Genomic DNA, 20,706 nt, shown 5'->3' with positions numbered 1-20,706 from the left:
CGAGAGCGGCACCAGAACTTGGAAACAACCGCCCGGAGAACCCGGGCCCACCACGGAGGTAGAACAACATGGCACGTGCGGTCGGCATCGACCTCGGAACGACGAACTCCGTCGTCTCCGTCCTCGAGGGTGGCGAACCCACCGTCATCGCGAATGCTGAAGGTGCGCGTACGACCCCGTCCGTCGTCGCCTTCGCCAAGTCCGGCGAGGTCCTCGTCGGCGAGGTCGCCAAGCGTCAGGCGGTCACCAACGTCGACCGCACCATCCGCTCGGTCAAGCGCCACATGGGCACCGACTGGAAGGTGAAGATCGACGACAAGGACTTCACCCCGCAGCAGATCAGCGCGTTCGTGCTGCAGAAGCTCAAGCGCGACGCTGAGGCCTACCTCGGCGAGACCGTCACCGACGCGGTGATCACGGTCCCGGCGTACTTCTCCGACGCGCAGCGCCAGGCCACCAAGGAGGCCGGCGAGATCGCGGGTCTGAACGTGAGCCGGATCGTCAACGAGCCGACCGCTGCCGCGCTGGCCTACGGCCTGGACAAGGGCGACGCCGACCAGACCATCCTGGTCTTCGACCTCGGTGGCGGCACCTTCGACGTGTCCCTACTGGAGATCGGCGAGGGCGTCGTCGAGGTCAAGGCCACCAGTGGCGACAACCACCTCGGTGGTGACGACTGGGACCAGCGGATCGTCGACTGGATGGTCAAGAAGTTCAAGGACGGCAACGGTGTCGACCTGAGCCAGGACAAGATCGCCCTGCAGCGTCTGCAGGAAGCGGCCGAGAAGGCGAAGATCGAGCTGTCGAGCTCGTCGGAGACCACGATCCACCTGCCGTACATCACCCACGGCGAGTCCGGTCCGCTGCACTTCGAGGAGAAGCTCACCCGCTCGGAGTTCCAGAAGCTGACCTCCGACCTGCTCGAGCGCACCAAGGCGCCGTTCCAGCAGGTGCTCAAGGACGGCGGCGTCGCGGTCTCCGCGATCGACCACGTGGTCCTGGTCGGTGGCTCCACCCGGATGCCGGCCGTCACCGACGTCGTCAAGGAGCTGCTCGGCGGCAAGGAGCCCAACAAGGGCGTGAACCCGGACGAGGTCGTCGCCGTCGGCGCCGCGCTCCAGGCCGGTGTCCTCAAGGGCGAGGTCAAGGACGTGCTGCTGCTCGACGTGACCCCGCTGAGCCTGGGCATCGAGACCAAGGGCGGCGTGATGACCACCCTCATCGAGCGGAACACCACGATCCCGACCAAGCGCTCGGAGATCTTCACCACCGCGGACGACAACCAGCCGTCGGTGGAGATCAAGGTCGCCCAGGGCGAGCGCCAGATGTGGGCGCAGAACCAGGCGCTCGGCAACTTCGAGCTGACCGGCCTCCCGCCGGCGCCGCGCGGCGTGCCGAAGATCGAGGTCACCTTCGACATCGACGCCAACGGCATCGTGCACGTCTCCGCCAAGGACCAGGGCACCGGCAAGGAGCAGTCGATGACCATCTCCGGCGGCAGTGCGCTGTCGAAGGACGACATCCAGCGGATGGTCGCCGACGCCGAGCAGTACGCCGAGGAGGACGCCAAGCGTCGCGAGGCCGTCGAGGTCCGCAACCAGGCCGACAGCCTCGTCTACTCGACGGAGAAGTTCATCTCGGAGAACGCGGACAAGCTGCCCGAGGACGTGAAGACCGAGGTCACCGCCGACGTCGACGCCCTCAAGGCGCTGCTCGAGGACGCCGAGGCGGACAAGGACGCGCTGGTCGCGGCCATCACCAAGCTCGGTGAGTCCAGCCAGAAGATGGGCGCCGCGCTCTACGCGGCCGACGAGGCCGCGGGCGAGTCCGTGGCGGAGGACGCCGACGCTGCGGGCACCGACGACGACGTCGTCGACGCCGAGATCGTCGACGAGGCGGGCGAGGACGAGACGAAGTGACCTCCGAGGAGAACTTCCCGGAGATCCCTGACGACATCAGTGGGATCGACAACCTCCTCGAGGAGGGTGGCCCGCTGGAGCCGCAGGACGTGGTCGACGTGGAAGGGGGGTCCGCAGCGGCGGACCCCCTGACCGCGGCGCGGCAGGAGGCGGCCGAGCGGACCGCCGACCTGCAGCGGCTGCAGGCCGAGTTCCTCAACTACAAGCGTCGCGTCGAGCGCGACCGCGACCTGGTGCGCGAGAACGCGATCTTCGCGGTGCTGGCGCCGATGCTCGACGTGCTCGACAACATCGACCGTGCCCGCGAGGCGGGCGAGCTCGAGGGGGGGTTCAAGGGAGTCGCCGAGCAGCTCGGCCGGATCGTCGAGGGCCTGGGTCTGACCCGCTTCGGTGAGCCGGGCGATGCGTTCGACCCGACGCTGCACGAGGCGCTCTCGCACGTCGGCACCGACGCCGAGGTGCAGGTGCCGACCGCGAAGCACATCGCCAAGGCCGGCTACAAGATCGGCGACCGCGTCGTACGGGCGGCCCAGGTCCTGGTCGTCGACCCGGCCGAGGGCGGCGCAGCCGACACCACGAACGGCGAGTGAGCCGACCACGAACAGGAGAGGGGGTGGATCCCGATGAGTCAGGCCGACTGGGCCAACAAGGACTTCTACAAGGTCCTCGGCGTCGACAAGGACGCTGACGCCGGCGCGATCAAGAAGGCGTACCGCAAGCTCGCCCGGGAGAACCACCCCGACTCCAAGCCGGGTGACTCCGCCGCCGAGGACCGCTTCAAGCAGGTCGCCGAGGCCTACGACGTCGTCGGTGACAGCGACAAGCGCCGCGAGTACGACGAGATGCGCTCGCTCTACGCCGGCGGGTTCCCCGGTGGCTTCTCCGGCGGTGGCGGCTTCGGTGGCCAGAACATCAACTTCGGCAACGCCGGAGGTGCCGGCTTCGACATCTCCGACCTGTTCGGCGGTCTGTTCGGGGGCGGTGCTCCCGGCCCGCAGGCGGGGCGGCGACGTCCGGTGCGCGGTTCCGACCTGGAGACCGAGGCGACGATCGGCTTCACCGACGCCGTCGACGGGACCACGATCTCGCTGCGGCTCTCCTCGGAGTCGGCGTGCGAGACCTGCCGCGGCACCGGCGGCAAGCCGGGCACCAAGCCGCACGTCTGCCCGACCTGCGGCGGTGCCGGCATGGTCGTGAACAACATGGGCGGCGGGTTCGCGATGAACGAGACCTGCCCGCAGTGCCACGGCAGCCAGGTCGTCTACGACGAGCCCTGCCCGACCTGCCACGGCTCCGGTCGTGGACGCTCGAGCCGGAACATCCAGGCCCGCATCCCGGCCGGGGTGAAGGACGGCCAGAAGATCCGGCTCAAGGGCAAGGGCGCTCCCGGCGAGTCGGGTGGTCCGGCAGGTGACCTCTTCGTCACGGTGCGCGTTTCCGGGCACTCCGTCTTCGGGCGCAGGGGTGACCACCTCACGCTGACCGCTCCGGTGACCTTCGACGAGGCCGCCCTCGGCGCCGAGATCAAGGTGCCGACGTTGCACGACGGTCCTGTCACCCTGCGGATCGCCCCCGGTACGCCGAACGGGCGGGTGCTCCGGGTTCGTGGCCGCGGCGCGCCGACGAAGGGCGGCGGCAAGGGCGACCTGCTGGTTACCGTCGAGGTGCAGGTCCCGAGCACGCTGGACGACGCGGCGAAGGAGCTGTTGCTGGAGTACCGCAAGGCCACGGCGGGCACCGACCCGCGGGCCGGTCTGTTCGAGCGCAGCTCGACGGGCCAGCACAGTGAAAGGAGCTCGTGATGCCGCGATCCCAACCGCGAACTCCGGGCCCGAGCACGCCGGTCTACGTGATCAGCGTCGCCGCTGAGCTCACCGGCCTGCACCCGCAGACCCTCCGACAGTACGACCGGGCCGGCCTGGTCTCGCCCGGTCGCACCGGCGGTGGCGGTCGGCGCTACTCGCTGAACGACATCGAGGCGCTGCGCGTGGTCGCCGAGCTCACCGCTGCCGGCATCGGCCTGGAAGGCGTACGTCGGATCATCGAGCTGGAGAACCAGGTGGCCGCGCTGCGCGCCCGGAACGCCGAGCTGCTCGAGCGGGCCCGCGCGCTGCAGGCGGCTCTCGACCAGACTGCGGCCGCGCTCGCCGAGCGCAGGCCGATCCTGCCGGCGCTGCGCCCGCGGGGCACTTTGCACCCGTTCGGGGAGTGATCAATCCCGGTTCGTCCCGTTCTGGGTGTCCGTGGCTGTTCTCTCAGTGACTCCGGTGCTGGTGAGCCGTTAGTCTCAGCGTCGGTCTCGTAACGGGGGGCCCGGACAGCGAATGTGGGGAGCCGTGACGGTGCCGCTGGAGATCGACTGGTTCTTCCAGGACGTGAGCGCGCACGGGTGGATCCACATCGCGACGATCCCGGTCTTCACCGGCGTGATCGGCTTCCTGATCAACTGGACCGGCCTGATCATGCTGTTCTCCCCGGTGCGCTTCCACGGGGTCACGATCCCCGGCTTCAAGCAGCTCGCCCGGGTCCTGCCGCGCAAGCTCCAGGAGGTCCCCGGCTTCCTTCAGGGCGGCGTCGGCTGGCAGGGCATCGTCCCCGCCCGCGCGGCCAAGATGGGCAGCATCGCGGTCGACAAGGCCATCGCGAAGCTCGGCACGCCCGGTGAGTTCTACCAGCAGCTCGAGCCGGACAAGATCGCCGAGCACATCGTCCAGGTCTTCGAGCCCGACATGCCGCGCATGATCGAGGACATCATGGAGCGCGAGCACCCGAACCTGTGGCGCGACCTCCCGGTCCCCGCCCGCAAGGCGATCATCGCCCGCGTGCAGGCGCAGATGCCGACCGTGGTGCACGGCATCACCGGCGAGATCGGCGTGCACATCGACCAGCTGCTCGACCCGAAGATCATGGTCATCGACCACTTCGAGGCGAACCCGGCCCTGGTGGTCCGGATCTTCCGCGACTTCGGTCAGAAGGAGCTGAACCTGATGGTGGCCTTCGGGTTCATCTTCGGGTTCATCCTCGGCATCCCGGTCGCGATGATCGACCACTGGTTCGGTCTGTGGTGGCTGCTGCCGATCCTCGGCATCATCGTCGGCTGGGTCACCAACGCGCTCGGCATGTGGCTGATCTTCGAGCCGCCGGAGCCCAAGCGGATCCTCGGGATCCGCTTCCACGGGTTGTTCCTGCGGCGCCAGGACGAGGCGGCCGAGGTCTACGCGCAGATCATCGCCGACGATGTGATCACCCTCGAGCGCATCGGCGACTTCCTGCTCGACGGACCCCGCGGCGACCGCACCCGGCAGATGCTGGCCACCGCGATGCGACCCGCGATCGACCAGGCAGCCGGCCCCGTGCGCGGCGCCGTGCGGATCGCGATCGGCACCAAGAAGTTCGACAGCATCCGCGACGCCGTCGCGAACGAGGCTGTCGACCGGACCATCACGCCGTTCCGCGACCCGGAGTTCAGCAAGCGCCAGGCCGACAAGATCCGCACGCTCGTATCGGCGCGCACCAAGGAGCTGCCTCCGCGCGACTTCGTGGACATGATGCGCTCGGCGATCAAGGAAGACGAGTGGATGCTCTACGCCCACGGCGCGATCATGGGCTTCGCGGGTGGGGTCATCCACCTGCTTCTCTTCGGGGTGGGTGGCAAATGAGTGAGCGGCAGGACAGGACGCCGGCAGTCTGGGAGGGCGCGGCTGAAGCGCTTCCCGGGGTGGCCCGGATCGCCGGCACCGCCTGGCTGCGCTCGGCCAGCTGGGTGGCCGGGTCCAGCGCCCGTTCGGCCCGCAACCTGGCGCGTGCGATGACCGACCCGAGCGCCGCCGGCGAGCTGGTGCGCGGCGTCGCGCACGACCTGGCCGACGCAACCCGGGCGATCTCGAACGTCGCCACCAAGGTCTCCAGCGGCGTACCGATCCCGGTGGCGCTGTTCGAGGCCAGCGTCAGCCTGACCTCGGTCATCGGCTCGGACGAGCCCGAGCGCAAGCAGCGCGAGCTGTCCCTGCGCGAACGCGGCGAGGAGCTGCTCCGGAAGTCCCGCGACGTGTGGAGCGAGGACGAGGCGCACCCGGCGTACGGGCGCATCCTGGACGAGGTTGCCCCCGACGAGGCGCGGATCCTGCTGCTGCTCCTGCGCGGGGGACCGCAGCCGTCGGTCGACGTGCGCACCGGCGGACCGGTCGGCATGGTCAGCTCGAACCTTCTCTCCGCGGGCCTGACGATGATCGGCCCGCGCGCCGGCGTCCGCTACCTCGACGAGGTCCCCGCCTACCTGAACAACCTCTTCCGGCTCGGGCTGATCTGGTTCTCCCGTGAGCAGCTCGAGGACCCGCTGGAGTACCAGGTCGTCGAGGCCCAGCCCGACGTTCTCGCGGCCATGCACTCGGTGCGCTTTTCCAAGGTGGTCCGTCGCTCGATCCACCTCACCCCGTTCGGCGTGGACTTCTGCAAGACCTGCCTGGTCGACGAGGAGCACCTCGGCGAGCTACCGACGCACGAGCTGCCCGACGCCGAGCAGTAACCGGACGGCCGCCGCTCCGCGAGCGACGGCCGCCGGTTGCGCTCAGTGGTGAGCCGGGCTGAGTCGAGCGGATCCAGGCGCCACCCGGGATGCCGTTCCCGTGACCGGCTGTGCGACCTTGGTCAGCGTGAGCTGCATGGGAGCACCGAAGTAGGAGTTCCAGGCGAACGACGGCCCGTCGTGGCACTCGAACATCACGGTCTGGTCGCCCGTCAGGGTGATGGCGCCGGTCATGTTGGGTGTGTAGAACCCGTCCGGGTTGCCCGGAATCCAGGACCACCGCGCCGTTGAGCTTCCGTTGCCGACAATCTGGCACTCGAAGCCTCCCGAGTTGGTCGGGCCATAGAGCCACCCGCTGCCGGTCACGAGGTACGTGCCCTCCGGGATCGTGGTGGTGGTCAGCCCGAACGACGTGCCCGCGGACCCCAGGGCGATCGACTTCGTGAACATCAGCGTGCGGTTGAGCATCCTGCTGCTGTCGTAGCCGTCGACCGTGTCCGCGTTGAGGTTCGTGACCTTGCCCGTGCCGTTGACGGACAACGGCGCGTTGGTCGATGACTTCGACTTCAGGCTGAGAACCGTCCCGGACGTCGTCCGGGTGATGGAGGTGTAGGTGTCCGCGCTGTTGCTCTTGCCGAGCAGCAGCGAGTGGCCGGTAGTCGCCAAGGCGACAGTGTTGCCGGCTAGAACCAGCACGGTCACCGCGCCGAGAACGGCGAGGGTTGTCTTCAGATAGCGCATGCTCTCTCCCAGGACAGGCCCGAGCGCCCTGCGCGCCCGAGATGGCTGGTTCCAGCAAAACCATTCTTTTGGCTGATGAACATGGCACGTACGGACTACGGACGGGGCCAGGCCTGCCCTTCAAGGGACTCGATGGAGAGGTTGAACTTCTCGAGCACCTGGTGCAGGTGATCGATCTCGTCGGGGTGCCAGTCCTCCAGGACCTGACCGATCTGACGGTTCCGGGTGCTGCGATCGGCCCGGAGCTGGGACAGGCCCTTGCGCGTCGGGCGCAGCAGCTGGGCGACGCCCCCCGCTGGGTCGGCGATCCGCTCGACCAGTCCCTTGCGGCGCAGCGAGGCGATCTGCCGGTTGACCGTGGAGACGTCGAGCCGGAACAGCTCGGCGAGCTGCTTCAGCGAGAGCGGCTCGAGCTCGAGACGACCGAGCAGCTGGTACGCCGACCGGTCCAGGACCAGGTCGGGGTTGTGGTGCGCCGAGCTGAGCTGGTGGCGCGAGAGCAGGGTCAGCTCCTGCTCGAGGAGCTCGACGACGCCGGTGGTGCTGGTCGGCATGTGTGGTGCTCCTCTCATTGCTCGGCTCGGGTATGTGCATAGTACACATCATGTGTACGATACACATCATGACGCAGACCGCTGTGCCCCACGCCGACACGACCCGCAAGGTCGCGCACCCCGGCGTTGTGGTGGCCATCGGCTGCTTCTGCGGGATCGTGGTCGCACTGACCCAGACAATGATCGTGCCGCTGATCCCGCTGCTTCCCTCGCTGCTGCACGCGAAGGCCTCGAACACCTCGTGGGCCGTGACCGCCACTCTGCTCACCGCCGCGGTGATGATGCCGATCTCCGGCCGGCTGGGTGACATGTTCGGCAAGCGGCTGATGCTGCTGGCCAGCCTGTCGTCCCTGGTCGCCGGCTCGGTCCTCTGCGCGCTGGCCGACAGCCTGGTCCCGATGATCGTCGGACGGGCCCTGCAGGGAGTCTCGATGGGAGCGATCGCGCTCGGGATCAGCATCATGCGCGACGAGCTGCCGGCCGAGAAGGTCGGTCCGGCCGTCGCCCGGATGAGTGCCACCCTCGGCGTCGGTGGTGCGATCGGGCTCCCGGTTGCGGCGCTGATCGTCGAGAAGGCCAACTGGCACGCACTGTTCTGGATCACCGCAGCACTGGGCGCGGCCTGCTTCGCCGCGGTGCTCACCCTCATTCCCGAGTCCCCGGTCCGGACGCCGGCCCGGTTCGACGTCCTGGGTGCCATCGGGCTCGGCTCGGCGCTGGTGATGCTGCTGCTCGCGATCAGCAAGGGCGGCGACTGGGGCTGGGGCCACCACCTCACGATCGGCATGCTCGTCGGTTCGCTGGTGGTCTTCGCACTCTGGGGCTTCTGGGAGTCGAGGGTCTCCGCGCCGCTGGTCGACCTCAAGACCTCGGCCCGCCCGCAGGTGCTGTTCACCAACGTCGCGTCCGTCGCGGTCGGCTTCGCGATGTACGGGATGTCGCTGATGCCGATCCAGCTGCTGCTGGCTCCCGAGGCGACCGGCTACGGCGAGGGCATGACGCTGATCAAGGCCGGCCTCGTGCTCGCTCCGAGCGGTTTCATGATGTACCTGTTCTCCGACGTCGGCGCGAAGATCTCGGCCCGCCGCGGCCCGCGCACCTCGCTGGCCACCGGCATCGTGGTGCTGGCGATCTCCTACGTGTTCATGCTGTTCCTGCGTGACGCCTGGTGGCAGATCGGCGTGGTCTCGGTGCTCCTGGGCGTCGGGGTCGGCATCGCGTACGCCGCCATGCCGGCGCTGATCATGGGCGCGGTCCCGATCACCGAGACCGCTGCGGCCAACGGCCTGAACGCGCTGATGCGCTCGGTCGGCACGTCACTCTCCGCGGCAGTCGTCGGCACGGTGCTGGCGCACCAGACGATCACCCTCGGTGGGCACGTGCTTCCGTCGAACCACGGCTTCACGATCGCGATCCTGATCTCGCTGGCGGCGTCCGTGGCCGCTCTCGGCCTGGCCCTGGCCATCCCGGCGCGGAGATCCGCCTAGGCAGATCTCGGAAACCCTTGCCGGACGGGCTCGGCGGGGGCGATGGTGTGCCCATCTGGGTCACTTCTCGAGGGAGTCCGTCATGACGTTCAGCCGAGCCCGCATCGTTCCTGTCCTGCTGCTCGCCCTCGCCGGAACAGGAGTCGTGCTCCTGCAGGCACCGGCGAGCTCCGTGGTGCCGACCACGAACATCACCTCGCCGCTCGACGGTGCCCACTACACCGTGACACAGCAGAACGGGTCGGTCCCGGACGTCACCGTGACCGGGACCAGCAACCTGACGACCGGTGACTTCATCGACATCCGCTGCTACGAGGTCGGCTCAAGCTGGTACCAGGGCGGACCGTCGCACGTCGCGGTCCAGGCTGACGGGACCTTCTCGGCGCAGATGTCCATCGGAACTCCGTACGGGACCTGTCAGCTCCTGGCCGTGCCGTACGGCTGGCCCAAGGGCTCGGGTCTGTCCGGGTACATCGGTCCGCGGGTGACGACCGAGTACCGCCGGGACTTCAAGACGACCAGCGGCCCGAACGTGGGCAGGACCTACGACTACTCGGTCGCCTACCAGGGCGCCCACGCGCTGTTCGACCTGTCGTCGGCGACTCACGGCGGTTACTGGGAGTCGCGGCTCAACTATCCCGAAGGCTCGTCGAGCGACTACTTCTGGGACACCTACGGCGCCGCGCTGGGTGCCTTCGCCGATCTGCCGCGGAGCCAGATCCGGGTCGACGGCCGCAACGCGTTCGGCCCGAACTCGGCGCACAATCTCGCCTCGAACATCCCGGGGAACCCGAGCCTGACCTGGACCGTGTGGCGCGATGGCAGCACCGGCATCACCCGGATCAAGGAGCACGACCCCCTCGTTGCCTGCCCCAAGGGTGCGCCGTACCCGCCGGTGCTCGCGACCTGCCCGAAGATGACCGGAGTCGGTGTCGACCTCGACCGCACCTACGTCATCGTCGACGGCGGTCGTCAGGTGCACGTGATCGACATCTGGAGAAGTGTCGACGGGAAGTCGCACCTGATCTCGCCGTACTACATGAACCAGGTGCACGGGTTCGACTACGTCGCGAACGCCGAGACCGACGTCGCGGTCAACCGCCGTTGGACCTTCGGCGGCTTCACGACGTACGCCGGGCAAGCCGTGTACGCCGGGCCGACCAAGCTCGCGAACTCGATCCTCGTGCGGGACAGCGACACCGCGAGCGACCCGAACTCCCTGCTGCCGCGCGGGGCGCTCACGTTCGACTTCCCCGGCAAGGTGGACCGGGCCGGCTACAACAACCTGGTCCTGCAGGCGAACAGCTTCGGGGTCTCGGCGGACGGCTCGCGCACGACGCGGCAGAGCTTCGTGATCGCCAACAACGAGGCCGACATGGTGTCCAAGGCGGCCGCGCAGCGGGTCCGGATCAACCCGTACCGTGCTGACGCGCAGATCGAGAAGCTGGGCTCGGGGTCGCTCAAGGGCAACAACGTCTACAACACCACGGCAGCCGGCCAGTCGGTGACCTTGGGTGTGCACCGCTCGAGCACAGCGACGTTCCTGGTCGCGATCCAGAACGACGGCACCCAGCCCGACACCTTCGTGATCAAGGGCGGCTCGGCCCCTGCCGGCTTCACCGTCAACTACCTCCTGGGTCGGGGCGGGCGCACCTCGATCACCACGGCGGTCGTCCACGGCAAGCAGGAGCTGAGCATCAGCCCGGGGGTTCGGAAGTACCTCAGGATCGAGGTCTCGGTGAAGGCGGGGACGTCGCTGGGCAAGGTCGCCAGCTGGCTGGTCACCGCCACCTCGCTCTCGGACGCGACCCGTAAGGACGCGGTGAAGGCAGTGGTCGAGGTCAGGTAGCGGCCGTTTGCAGGTTCGGCCCGCACCGGCGAGGGTGGGAGCCGAAGCTGGTCCCGTTCTCGAGGAGCGTCATGAGGTTCACCCGCGCACGTGTCATCCCGGTGCTGATGATCGCCCTGACCGGGGCCGGTGTCGTCGCGTTGCAGTCGCCGGCCAGTGCTGACGTCAGCACGACGACGATCACCTCGCCGCTCGACGGAGCGCACTACCTGGTCGACGACGCCCACAGCGATCCGGTCGAGACCGTCACGGTGACCGGGACCTCGGACGGGACCACGGGTGACACCGTGGACATCCGGTGCTTCGGAGTAGCGGGCTCGCGCGACTGGAACGGTGGTGCGTTCGCCGTGCCGGTCCAGGTGGACGGAACGTTCTCGGCCGAGATGCCCATCACGGCGGCGAAAGCTTCCTGTCGGCTCCGCGCCGTGCCGGACAGCTTTACCGACGGCGCCAGCCTGGCTGCGTTCTCCGGACCGACGATCACCACGGAGTACCTGACCAGCACCAAGGTGGCCAGTGGTCCCCATGCAGGGATGACCTACGACTTCGACGCAGTCTTCCAGGGGTCGAAGGCCTGGAACGAGTTCCACTCGGTCGGCCGCGGTGGACTCTTCGGTAGCCAGCTCAGCTACCCCGGCGGGATCAGCTCGAACTACCTGTGGTCCGGCGCCGCCGCCGGGCTTCCGCACCGCTCGGGCGCGGTGCGGAGTGCGGTGCGTATCGACGGCAAGGACGCTTTCAGCCCGTACACCGCGCAGGCTGCCCTGAACTTCGTCGACCGTCCTGGCGCTCCCGCCCTCACCTACAGCGCGCAACGTGACGCGTCGGGCGTGGTGACGATCCGCGAGACCGACCCCTACGTGCTGTGCTCGTCGGTCACCACCTACCCGCCGGACCCGGGAGCCTGCCCTGAGTTCAAGACCGCAGGTGTGCAGCTCGAGCGCACGTACACCACCGCCGACTCGGATCGCCAGGTGCGCGTCCGGGACGTGTGGCGCAGCACCGACGGCAAGGCGCACTCGATCTCCGGTATCTACGTCGAGAACGTCAACACCGTCGACGCCCAGTCGGGCGAGAGCACCGTGGTCGGGATGAAGCTCGGGCACGGCGGCTACTTCACGGACCCTGACCCCCAGATCACGCTCACCGCGCCGTGGCCGCTCGCGAACTCGGCCGAGCTTCGCGAGAGCAACACCGCGCCGGACGGCGACCTGTACGTACCTCGAGGTGCCGTCACGTTCGGCTTCCCGACCGGGGTGCAGTGGGAGCAGAACGGCCTGATCAATCTGGTGGCGGCATCGATCCGGGTACCGGGCGGCGACTACCGATTGATCCGGCAGAGCTTCGTGATCGGGACGACGGACGCCGAGGTTCTCGCCAAGGCCAAGGTCAATCAGTCCCTGATCACTCCGTACCGGCCGGACGCCTGGATCAGGCCTGCCGGTGGGACGTACCAGGGCAACAACGTCTTCAACACCACCGGCGCAGGGCAGACGGTCGCCGGCAAGAGGACCTTCCTCATCGTGATCCAGAACGACGGCAGCGGGTCTGACCGGATCCGGATTCGAGGGGCCGCGCACGTGAACGGCTTCGGCGCGACGTACCTGAAGGGCGCCACGGGTCATACCTCCATTACCTACGCGGTGACCCACAGCGACTACGTGGTGAACCTCGCGCCGCGCTCGTTCAGCTACCTCCGCCTCGTGGTGAGGCCGCCGAGCAGCGCGCACGGACAGGGCGCGACGTTCCCGTTCACGTTGATGTCGCTGAACAACGCATACCGCAGGGACGTGGTCGCAGCCCAGGTTCAGATGCCGATCTCCTAGGTCCTGGCTGGTTGTCCCTGGGTCGCGGCCGGCGGTCGCCTGACAGCCAGCTCGCCGAGCACCGAGGCGACCACACCGAACCCGAAGTAGAGCGGCGGCAGCCACGGCCCGACGCCGAAGAGTGAGTCGGAGTCGGGGGAGTACTTGAACACGTCCGCCTTCACCAGGGCGATCTCGATCGCCGGTCCGACGACGGCGGCCAGCACTCCGCAGACGACCGCGAAGCGGTCCCCGATGAAGCACCACACCAGAACGGCCGGCGCCGCGATCAGGGTCACCGAGACCGCATCCGGGAAGCCGCCCAGGGCCGTGGTGAACGCGTAGCTCCCCAGCACGGCCGCGATCCCGCCGACGGCGTACCGGGGTTCGACCGAGGTGCGGGGCGCACCGAGCCGGAGCCGCAGGTCGGCCAGGCCGGCGGTCCCCGCGCCGACCAGCACCGGGAACCAGATTGGGCTGTCCCAGAGGAAGGGGACGTCGTGCGCCCGGTCGAGGTAGGCGGTGGTCAGCGTGCTGACGTGGAAGTGGTCGCCGAGGAGACTCGCCGCGGCTCCGAGCAGGAACAGGGCGCCGAGCACCGGGAGTCGCAGCTTCATGGCCGGAGACTAGCGGCAGAAAAATCTCAGAGTTGAGTGGAATGGACTCAACTTTACGTTCGTTGAACCGATGACGGATGCGAAGAGGTCCGTCACCATGACATCAAGGGACCGGGAGAGAGGACCGCATGGACGGCTCCAAGTTCACCTCGCGCAGCGTCGAGGTCATCAACGCTGCCCACACCGCAGCGGTGACCGCCGGCAACAGCCAGATCGAGCCGGTGCATCTGGCGCTCGCGCTGCTCAACCAGGAGAACGGGCTCGCCCCGTCCCTGCTCGAAAAGGCGGGGGTCGACGTCGTCGCGCTCGGCCACCTGCTGGAGAAGGACGCCGCCAACCTGCCGAGCGCGACCGGCGCCACCGTGGCCACCCCGACCGCCTCGCCTGCCCTGACCCGGGTGCTGGCCAAGGCCGTCGAGCTCGCGACCGCGATGAAGGACGAGTACGTCGCCACCGAGAATCTGCTGCGTGCACTCGCCGCCGTGGAGAGCCCGGTCAAGACGGCGTTCGACGCCGCTGGTGCGACCGAGGCCACGCTGACCGAGGTCGTGCAGAGCGTGCGCGGTGACCGCAAGGTCACCAGCGAGGAGGCCGAGGCCACCTACGAGGCCCTGGAGAAGTACGCCGTCGACCTGACCGCGCGCGCCGAGGAGGGCCGGCTCGACCCGGTGATCGGCCGCGACGCCGAGATCCGCCGCGTCATCCAGGTGCTCTCGCGTCGTACCAAGAACAACCCCGTGCTGATCGGTGAGCCCGGCGTCGGCAAGACCGCGGTCGTCGAGGGCCTGGCCCAGCGCGTGGTCGCCGGCGACGTCCCGGACTCCCTGAAGGGACGACGGGTGCTCAGTCTCGACCTGGCGGCCATGGTCGCCGGTGCCAAGTACCGCGGCGAGTTCGAGGAGCGGCTCAAGGCCGTCCTCGAGGAGATCACCGCGGCCCAGGGCCAGGTGATCACCTTCATCGACGAGCTGCACACCGTCGTCGGCGCGGGCGCCAGCGGCGACTCCGCGATGGACGCCGGCAACATGCTCAAGCCGATGCTCGCCCGCGGCGAGCTGCGGCTGATCGGCGCGACCACGCTGGACGAGTACCGCGAGCGGATCGAGAAGGACCCGGCTCTGGAGCGGCGCTTCCAGCAGGTGTTCGTCGGTGAGCCGAGCGTCGAGGACACCGTCGCGATCTTGCGCGGCCTTCAGGAGAAGTACCAGGCCCACCACGGCGTGAAGATCACCGACGCCGCGCTGGTCGCGGCCGCGATGCTCTCCGACCGCTACATCACCGGCCGACAGCTGCCGGACAAGGCGATCGACCTGGTCGACGAGGCCGCGTCCCGGCTGCGGATGGAGATCGAGTCCTCGCCGGTCGAGATCGACCAGCTCCGCCGCGACGTCGACCGGATGAAGATGGAGCAGCTCGCGCTCGAGCGCGAGACCGACGACGCGAGTCGTGACCGTCTCGACCAGCTGCGCATCACCCTGGCCGACAAGGAGGAGGAGCTCCGCGGCTTGGAGGCCCGCTGGGAGCGGGAGAAGTCCGCGCTCGAGGGTTCCGGTGCGCTGCGCAAGCAGATCGACACGCTGCGGGTCGAGGCCGAGAGGCTTCAGCGCGAGGGCGATCTCGCCCAGGCCTCAGAGATCCTCTACGGCCGGATCCCCGCGCTGGAAAAGGAGATCGCTGACGCGGAGACTGTCGAAGCGGTCGAAGACCCGATGGTCGCCGAGGAGGTCGGACCGGCCGAGATCGCCGAGGTCGTCGAGGCCTGGACCGGCATCCCCACCGGCCGGCTGCTCGAGGGCGAGACCGCGAAGCTGTTGCGGATGGAGGAGATCCTCGGCGAGCGGCTGATCGGCCAGAGCACCGCGGTCGCCGCCGTCTCCGACGCCGTTCGCCGTTCCCGAGCGGGCATCTCCGACCCCGACCGACCCGCAGGCAGCTTCCTGTTCCTCGGTCCCACCGGTGTCGGCAAGACCGAGCTGGCCAAGTCGCTCGCCGACTTCCTCTTCGACGACGAGCGGGCGATCGTCCGCATCGACATGTCGGAGTACTCCGAGAAGCACTCGGTGGCGCGCCTGGTCGGTGCCCCGCCGGGCTACGTGGGGTACGACGAGGGCGGCCAGCTGACCGAGGCGGTACGCCGTCGTCCGTACTCGGTGGTGCTGCTCGACGAGGTCGAGAAGGCCCACCCCGAGGTGTTCGACATCCTGCTGCAGGTGCTCGACGACGGGCGGCTCACCGACGGGCAGGGTCGCACGGTCGACTTCCGCAACACCCTGCTGATCCTGACCAGCAACCTCGGCTCGCAGTTCCTCGTCGACCCGACCATCGACGACGCGGTGAAGCACGAGTCGGTGATGAGCGTGGTGCGGCAGTCCTTCAAGCCGGAGTTCCTGAACCGGCTCGACGAGGTCGTCATGTTCGACGCGCTGGGCAAGGACGAGCTGGCCCACATCGTCGACCTCCAGCTCAAGGCGCTGGAGTCGCGGCTCGTGGTCCGTCGGATCAGCATCACCGTGACCGACTCGGCGCGGGCGTGGCTGACCGACCACGGCTACGACCCGGCGTACGGGGCCCGTCCGTTGCGCCGCCTGGTGCAGACGGCGATCGGTGACCCGCTGGCGCGGATGCTCATCGGTGGCGCCGTCGGCGACGGCCAGCACGTGGTCGTGGACAGCGAGGGTGAGGGCCTGGCTCTCCGAGTCACGGACTGAGCCTCCTCGATCGGTCAATGAGCAATTCGGGGGGCGCGTCCGTCGCGCCGGATTCCTAGAATCCCGTCAGTGAGAGCAGCGGGGACCTACGCGAACCTGGTGGGCCGGGAGGTCGACCTGGCGGCTGCAGCCGCCCTGCTGCGCGAGTCGCGCGTGGTGACGCTCACCGGTCCGGGCGGTGTGGGCAAGACCAGGATCGCGGAGCAGCTGGTCAGCCAGCTCGCCGAGGACGAGGACGCCGAGCTGCTCCTGATCCGGCTCGAGGAGATCAGCGATCCGACCTTGATCGGCCACGCGGTCGCCGCCGCGGCAGGACTGCAGGCGCCGGGCGACCCCGGAGACCCGGAGTACCTGGTCGCCCATCTCAAGAGGCGCCGATTGACCGTCGTGCTGGACAACTGCGAGCACCTGATCGACGGCGTCGCGGCCCTGGTGGCCGCGCTGGTGGTCGGCTGTCCCGAGGTCCGCGTCCTCGGGACGAGCCAGATGCCGCTCGGCATCGGCGCGGAGGTCCTGTTCCAGGTGGAGCCGCTCACTCTCCCGGCTGCCGGGACCGAGCGCGAGATCGACCACCCAGCACCCGCGGTCGCCATGTTCGCCGACCGCGCCCGGTCCGCGGTGGCGGGCTTCACGCTGACGCCGGAGAACGTGGAGGCGGTGGAGGCGGTGGTGCGATCGGTCGACGGTCTGCCGCTGGCGATCCAGCTGGCCGCTGCCCGGCTGCGGGTGCTTCCGTTGGATGCGTTGGCGCAGCGGCTGACCGAGGCCCCGGCGGACCTCGCGCACGAGTTCCGCGACGCACCGCCTCGGCACCACTCGCTCGAGGCGTCCATCCGGTGGATCGAAGATCTGTGCAGTCCTGCCGAGCGAACCCTGTGGGAACGCTTGTCGGTCTTCGTCGGCGGGTTCGACCTGGGCGATGCCGAGCGGGTCTGCTCGGGCACCGGGATCGCGCACGAGGAGGTCCTCGGGCTGCTCGCCGGTTTGGTGGACAAGTCCGTGGTCCAGTTCGCCACCGACGGTTCCGACCGCTACCGGATGCTGGAGAGCGTGCGCCACGTCGGTCGGGAGCGGCTCGTCGAGCACGGGAGCCTCGGTGCCGTGCGGGACCGGCACCTGCAGTGGGTCGAAAACATCGCCGCCGACTTCCTGGCGACCTGGATCGGGCCGGAACAGCTTCGCTGGCTGCAGCGATTGGACGCCGAGGTGGGCAACGTCCGCGCCGCGTTCGAACACGCACTGGAACAGCCCGACACCGTTCCGGTGGCGCTGCGGATGGCTGCCCAGCTGAAGCACTTCTGGGCGATCGGCGGACACGTCGGCGAAGGTCGGTACTGGGCTGACCGGGCCCTCGCCGCGGGTGAGGGGTCCTCCCGGGACCGGGCGATGGCGGCACAGACCAGCGGGTTGATGGCGATGCAGCAGGGTGACCCGGCCCATGCCCGCGCCATGGTCGATCTGGCCCGGTCCTGCGACGTCGACGAGGCGGATCACCTGGTCCAGGGGGCCGTTGACCTCGTCGAGGGTCAGGTCCTGCTGTGGGAGGGCAGCACCTCGGACGGGTTGGACACCCTGCGCGAGTCGGTGCGCCGCCTCGACCTGGTCCCGTTCAGCAACGAGCTCGCCGGCACGCTCGTCCACGTGGGCGCGCACCTGGCGGAGTTCGAGGCGCGGGCCGAGGGTCGCGCGCTGCTCGAACGAGCCGTCGAGCTCGGTGAGCGGACCGGCGAGCGGGCGCTGCGGGGGCACGCGCTCGCCTGGCTCGCGATGCAACCGAGTGTTGACCCGGCCGAGGCCGAGCGCTTCGCGCTCACCGCGCTGCGCCTGTCCTGGGGGCTGCAGGACCCGAGGGCGATCGGAATCCAGATCCTCGCGCTGGCCCAGCTCGCACACCGGACCGGCAACGAGCAGCGTTGTGCGCTGCTCCTGGGTGCGGCAGCGCGGCAGTTCCGGCGGGCCGACCTCGGGTTCGAGAGGTTTCCTGCTGTCCGGAGAGATGGCTTCGAGCGTTTCGCGTTCCGGAAAACGGCTCCGCGGGAGCATCCCCAGGCGTACGAGCGCGGGTTGAGCCTGTCGTTGGAGGAGGCCGTGGAGGTCGCGCTCGACCTGTCGGCCGCGCCTGCGGAACTCGTGCCGGAGGTGACCGACGTGCTGGAGCCGCTCACCCGTCGCGAGACCGAGGTCGCCCGCCTGGTCGCGACCGGGCTCGGCAACCGCGAGATCGCCGGGCGCCTGTTCATCTCAGAACGCACCGCCCAGGGTCACGTCCAGAACGCGCTGCGCAAGCTGGACTTCGGCTCGCGGGCCCAGATCGCGACCTGGGTGGTGCGGCAGGACGGCTAACGCCCCCGGCTCAGACCAGGGCACGACCGTCGTGCAGGGCGAGCCTCTGCGCGACGGTCCGCTGGTCGGCCAGCCAGTTCTCCTCGGGCGTGGCCGGGAGCATGTCGTCGTACTCGATGGCGAACGAGCCCAGGATGCTGCCGAACCGGGCCGGTCGCGCGATGAACCAGACGTGCAGGTGGGCCGAACCGTCCCCGATCCGCATCACGTGGGCCCGGCCGACGTGGTCCAGGTGCTCCATGATCCGGGCGATCCACAGCGAGAGCCGGCCGAGCTCGGCGGCCTGCTCGTCGGACAGGTCGGTGTAGTCGAGGTGCTCCTTGGGCTCGAGCATCAGGATCAGCGGGAGACCGCCGCGCGCCATCGGGCGCAGCGTCCAGGCCTCGTTCTCCCAGATGGGCACGCTGTGGTTGCCGCCGGAGCACAGCGCGCAGGCCTTTCCGCCGGGATCACCCTCGCGCGGGTTCTCGACGGGCAGCGGTGCGGCGAGCACCTTCGGCACGATCGCTCCGTCGACGACCTCCCACGGGAATACGTCCCAGTCGACAGCCGGCGTCATCGGCAGCCGGCCGCCTTCGCCCACCTGCTCGGTGATCCGGGCGAACAGGTCCTCGGGTGACTCAGCCATGCGGCCACCCTGCCAGAGCGTCGAACCGATCGACCGATTGCCCTCAGGTCGGCGGCTTCGGTGCCGATAGGTGCGGGACTACGTGCACCCCAAGGACGGGGTGCCGCCGGGAAAGGAATCCGCATGCACCTCCTCGACGCTCCACTCGCGCGCCGTGTCCAAGGGGCCTTCTGCGCCCTCGCCGTGACCGCTGGGCTGATGTTCGTCCCGTCGCTCGCCGGTACGGCGAACGCCACCGACCTGCCGCCGGCACCGATGTCCTGCAGCGCCGCGAAGGCCCTCTGGAAGAAGTCCGGCCACCTGCAGAACCAGGCACGTCTGGACGCGCTCAAGGCGGCCAAGCGCCTCGCCAAGGCGACGGCCACCCACCAGGGCGCCAAGACGCGGGCCGCCCTCAAGGCATCGGCCGTGAAGGCGGCCAAGCACTACCGGTCGTTGGTCGCTGCCACCAAGGTGCGGCACACGAAGATGGGCGAGATCTGCTCGGCCGAGAACTCCGCGGCCAAGGCCTTCGGCGCTGGCAAGAAGCTGGCCCTGCTGGCGGTCGCGAACGGGCTCGACCTGTCGGCGATCAACACCGACCAGCTCACCGCGCTGCTCGAGGACCTGCTGCCCGGCGTCACCGATCACCTCACCGACGGTCAGCTGACCGCGCTGCTGAACGGCTTCAACGCCGCCTCGGCACTGTCGCCGACCGACGTGCTGGCCTTGTTCGGCGGGCTGTTCTCGACGGACCAGGTCACCGCGATCCTCGGGGGCCTGGCCTCGCCCGAGGTGCTCACGTCGTTGGTGAACAGCCTGGTCGGCCAGCTGAGCGGGATGGGCGGCGGACTGCCGATCCCGGGAGGACTCGACCTGTCGGCGATCCTCGAGACCGTGACCGGCATCCTCGGCAGCGACGGCGGCCTGTCGACGCTGTGCGGCCTGGTGCCGATCCCGGTGCTCTGCGGCTGACCTAGCCGGTCCGGCCACCCGCGAGGAGTGCGTCCAGCTTGGCCTCGAGCCGAGCGACGTCCGCGCGGGTGGCCGACTGCAGGTCCTCCCGGAGGGTCGCGATGATCGAGCCACCCGGCTCGATGGTGACCTCCTCGGTCTCGCGGACGTTGTTGGCGTTCTGCCGCCGTAGGGCCGCTTCCACCTCGGCGGTCCGCAGGCCCTCGCGCGCCAGCGCCTCCTCGTCCCACTCGCCGTCCTTGGCCAGCACGGTCGCCGTTCCCTCCAGGGCTCGGCTCACCCGGTCGCTGCGTCGCGACAGCCGGACCACCCCGGCGTTGAAGCCGAGCAGCACGACCGCGCCGATCAGCCCGCCCAGCAGGCTGTTGTCCGGGCCGATGATGGCGTTCTGGACGACGTTGCTCAGCAGCAGCACGACCACCAGGTCGAAGGCGTTGAGCTGGGCCAGGTCTCGCTTGCCGGCCAGGCGGATCAGCACCGCGATCGCCAGGTAGACCGCGATCGTGCGGACCACCTTCTCGGTCACCGACAGGTCGAGGTGCATCAGGTCGTTCCACATGGGGTTCATCCTGCTCC

Annotated in this window: 17 protein-coding genes; 12 read left to right on the top strand and 5 right to left on the bottom strand. The window is 69.2% G+C overall.

Annotation, left to right across the window (positions count from 1 at the left end; translation table 11 throughout):
* Positions 1 to 68 precede the first annotated feature (68 nt).
* The 6 genes from dnaK (at position 69) to EFL95_RS19765 (ending at position 6,444) form a co-directional block, all read left to right on the top strand.
* Positions 69 to 1,919, top strand: coding sequence for a molecular chaperone DnaK (gene dnaK / locus EFL95_RS16915; RefSeq protein WP_123235273.1), 1,851 nt, complete (start codon positions 69 to 71; stop codon positions 1,917 to 1,919).
* Positions 1,916 to 2,509, top strand: a complete 594-nt coding sequence (gene grpE, locus EFL95_RS16910; RefSeq protein ID WP_123235272.1) for a nucleotide exchange factor GrpE — start codon at positions 1,916 to 1,918, stop codon at positions 2,507 to 2,509. Before dnaK ends, grpE begins: the two co-directional genes overlap by 4 nt.
* Positions 2,510 to 2,542: 33 nt before the next feature.
* Complete coding sequence (gene dnaJ, locus EFL95_RS16905) at positions 2,543 to 3,721, top strand: molecular chaperone DnaJ (RefSeq protein WP_123235271.1); 1,179 nt, start codon at positions 2,543 to 2,545, stop codon at positions 3,719 to 3,721.
* Positions 3,721 to 4,131, top strand: a complete 411-nt coding sequence (locus EFL95_RS16900) for a heat shock protein transcriptional repressor HspR (RefSeq protein ID WP_123235270.1) — start codon at positions 3,721 to 3,723, stop codon at positions 4,129 to 4,131. Before dnaJ ends, EFL95_RS16900 begins: the two co-directional genes overlap by 1 nt.
* 124 nt (positions 4,132 to 4,255) lie before the next feature.
* Positions 4,256 to 5,578 carry a DUF445 domain-containing protein gene (locus EFL95_RS16895; protein ID WP_246005007.1) on the top strand — a complete coding sequence of 441 codons (1,323 nt, stop codon included), beginning with the start codon at positions 4,256 to 4,258 and terminating at the stop codon, positions 5,576 to 5,578.
* Entirely contained in the window at positions 5,575 to 6,444 is an 870-nt protein-coding gene (locus EFL95_RS19765) for an Abi-alpha family protein (RefSeq protein ID WP_123235268.1), read from the top strand. The genes EFL95_RS16895 and EFL95_RS19765 overlap by 4 nt, the downstream gene beginning before the upstream one ends.
* Before the next feature lie 42 nt (positions 6,445 to 6,486).
* On the opposite strand, the gene EFL95_RS16885 is transcribed toward EFL95_RS19765, so the two are convergent.
* Both EFL95_RS16885 and EFL95_RS16880 read right to left on the bottom strand, forming a co-directional pair.
* Positions 6,487 to 7,185 (bottom strand): LPS-assembly lipoprotein LptE, encoded by a 699-nt coding sequence (locus EFL95_RS16885; RefSeq protein WP_123235267.1) that lies wholly within the window; start codon positions 7,183 to 7,185, stop codon positions 6,487 to 6,489.
* Positions 7,186 to 7,280: 95 nt separating this feature from the next.
* A complete protein-coding gene (locus EFL95_RS16880) occupies positions 7,281 to 7,739 on the bottom strand; it encodes a MarR family winged helix-turn-helix transcriptional regulator (protein WP_123235266.1) in 459 nt (152 codons plus the stop codon).
* A gap of 68 nt (positions 7,740 to 7,807) precedes the next feature.
* On the opposite strand from EFL95_RS16880, the gene EFL95_RS16875 reads away from it, so the two are divergent.
* The 3 genes from EFL95_RS16875 to EFL95_RS16865 all read left to right on the top strand — a co-directional run bounded on the left by EFL95_RS16875 (position 7,808) and on the right by EFL95_RS16865 (position 12,901).
* Positions 7,808 to 9,226, top strand: a complete 1,419-nt coding sequence (locus tag EFL95_RS16875; RefSeq protein WP_123235265.1) for an MFS transporter — start codon at positions 7,808 to 7,810, stop codon at positions 9,224 to 9,226.
* Between the two features lie 82 nt (positions 9,227 to 9,308).
* On the top strand, positions 9,309 to 11,075 hold the full coding sequence (locus EFL95_RS16870) for a hypothetical protein (protein WP_123235264.1): 1,767 nt from the start codon (positions 9,309 to 9,311) through the stop codon (positions 11,073 to 11,075).
* A 71-nt stretch (positions 11,076 to 11,146) separates the two neighbouring features.
* On the top strand, positions 11,147 to 12,901 hold the full coding sequence (locus EFL95_RS16865; RefSeq protein WP_123235263.1) for a hypothetical protein: 1,755 nt from the start codon (positions 11,147 to 11,149) through the stop codon (positions 12,899 to 12,901).
* Here the strand turns inward: EFL95_RS16865 and EFL95_RS16860 are convergent.
* Positions 12,898 to 13,497, bottom strand: coding sequence for a diacylglycerol-binding protein (locus tag EFL95_RS16860; protein WP_123235262.1), 600 nt, complete (start codon positions 13,495 to 13,497; stop codon positions 12,898 to 12,900). The genes EFL95_RS16865 and EFL95_RS16860 overlap by 4 nt on opposite strands.
* 128 nt (positions 13,498 to 13,625) lie before the next feature.
* On the opposite strand from EFL95_RS16860, the gene clpB reads away from it, so the two are divergent.
* Positions 13,626 to 16,205 (top strand): ATP-dependent chaperone ClpB, encoded by a 2,580-nt coding sequence (gene clpB, locus EFL95_RS16855; protein ID WP_123235261.1) that lies wholly within the window; start codon positions 13,626 to 13,628, stop codon positions 16,203 to 16,205.
* Positions 16,206 to 16,274: 69 nt separating this feature from the next.
* Complete coding sequence (locus EFL95_RS19945) at positions 16,275 to 18,548, top strand: ATP-binding protein (RefSeq protein WP_148045092.1); 2,274 nt, start codon at positions 16,275 to 16,277, stop codon at positions 18,546 to 18,548.
* A 10-nt stretch (positions 18,549 to 18,558) separates the two neighbouring features.
* Here EFL95_RS19945 and EFL95_RS16845 read toward each other — a convergent pair whose 3' ends face one another.
* Complete coding sequence (locus tag EFL95_RS16845) at positions 18,559 to 19,176, bottom strand: HIT family protein (protein ID WP_123235259.1); 618 nt, start codon at positions 19,174 to 19,176, stop codon at positions 18,559 to 18,561.
* A gap of 123 nt (positions 19,177 to 19,299) precedes the next feature.
* On the opposite strand from EFL95_RS16845, the gene EFL95_RS16840 reads away from it, so the two are divergent.
* Positions 19,300 to 20,130, top strand: a complete 831-nt coding sequence (locus tag EFL95_RS16840) for a hypothetical protein (protein ID WP_123235258.1) — start codon at positions 19,300 to 19,302, stop codon at positions 20,128 to 20,130.
* 1 nt (position 20,131) lies between these two features.
* Here EFL95_RS16840 and EFL95_RS16835 read toward each other — a convergent pair whose 3' ends face one another.
* Positions 20,132 to 20,689: a DUF421 domain-containing protein gene (locus tag EFL95_RS16835; protein ID WP_123235257.1), complete on the bottom strand. Its 558-nt coding sequence runs from the start codon at positions 20,687 to 20,689 to the stop codon at positions 20,132 to 20,134.
* Positions 20,690 to 20,706 lie beyond the last annotated feature (17 nt).

The sequence above is a fragment of the Nocardioides marmorisolisilvae genome, from assembly GCF_003725775.1.
Lineage (GTDB): Bacteria > Actinomycetota > Actinomycetes > Propionibacteriales > Nocardioidaceae > Marmoricola > Marmoricola marmorisolisilvae.
Note: the sequence above shows the minus strand (reverse complement) of the source record. Positions and strands in the feature narration are given on the sequence as shown.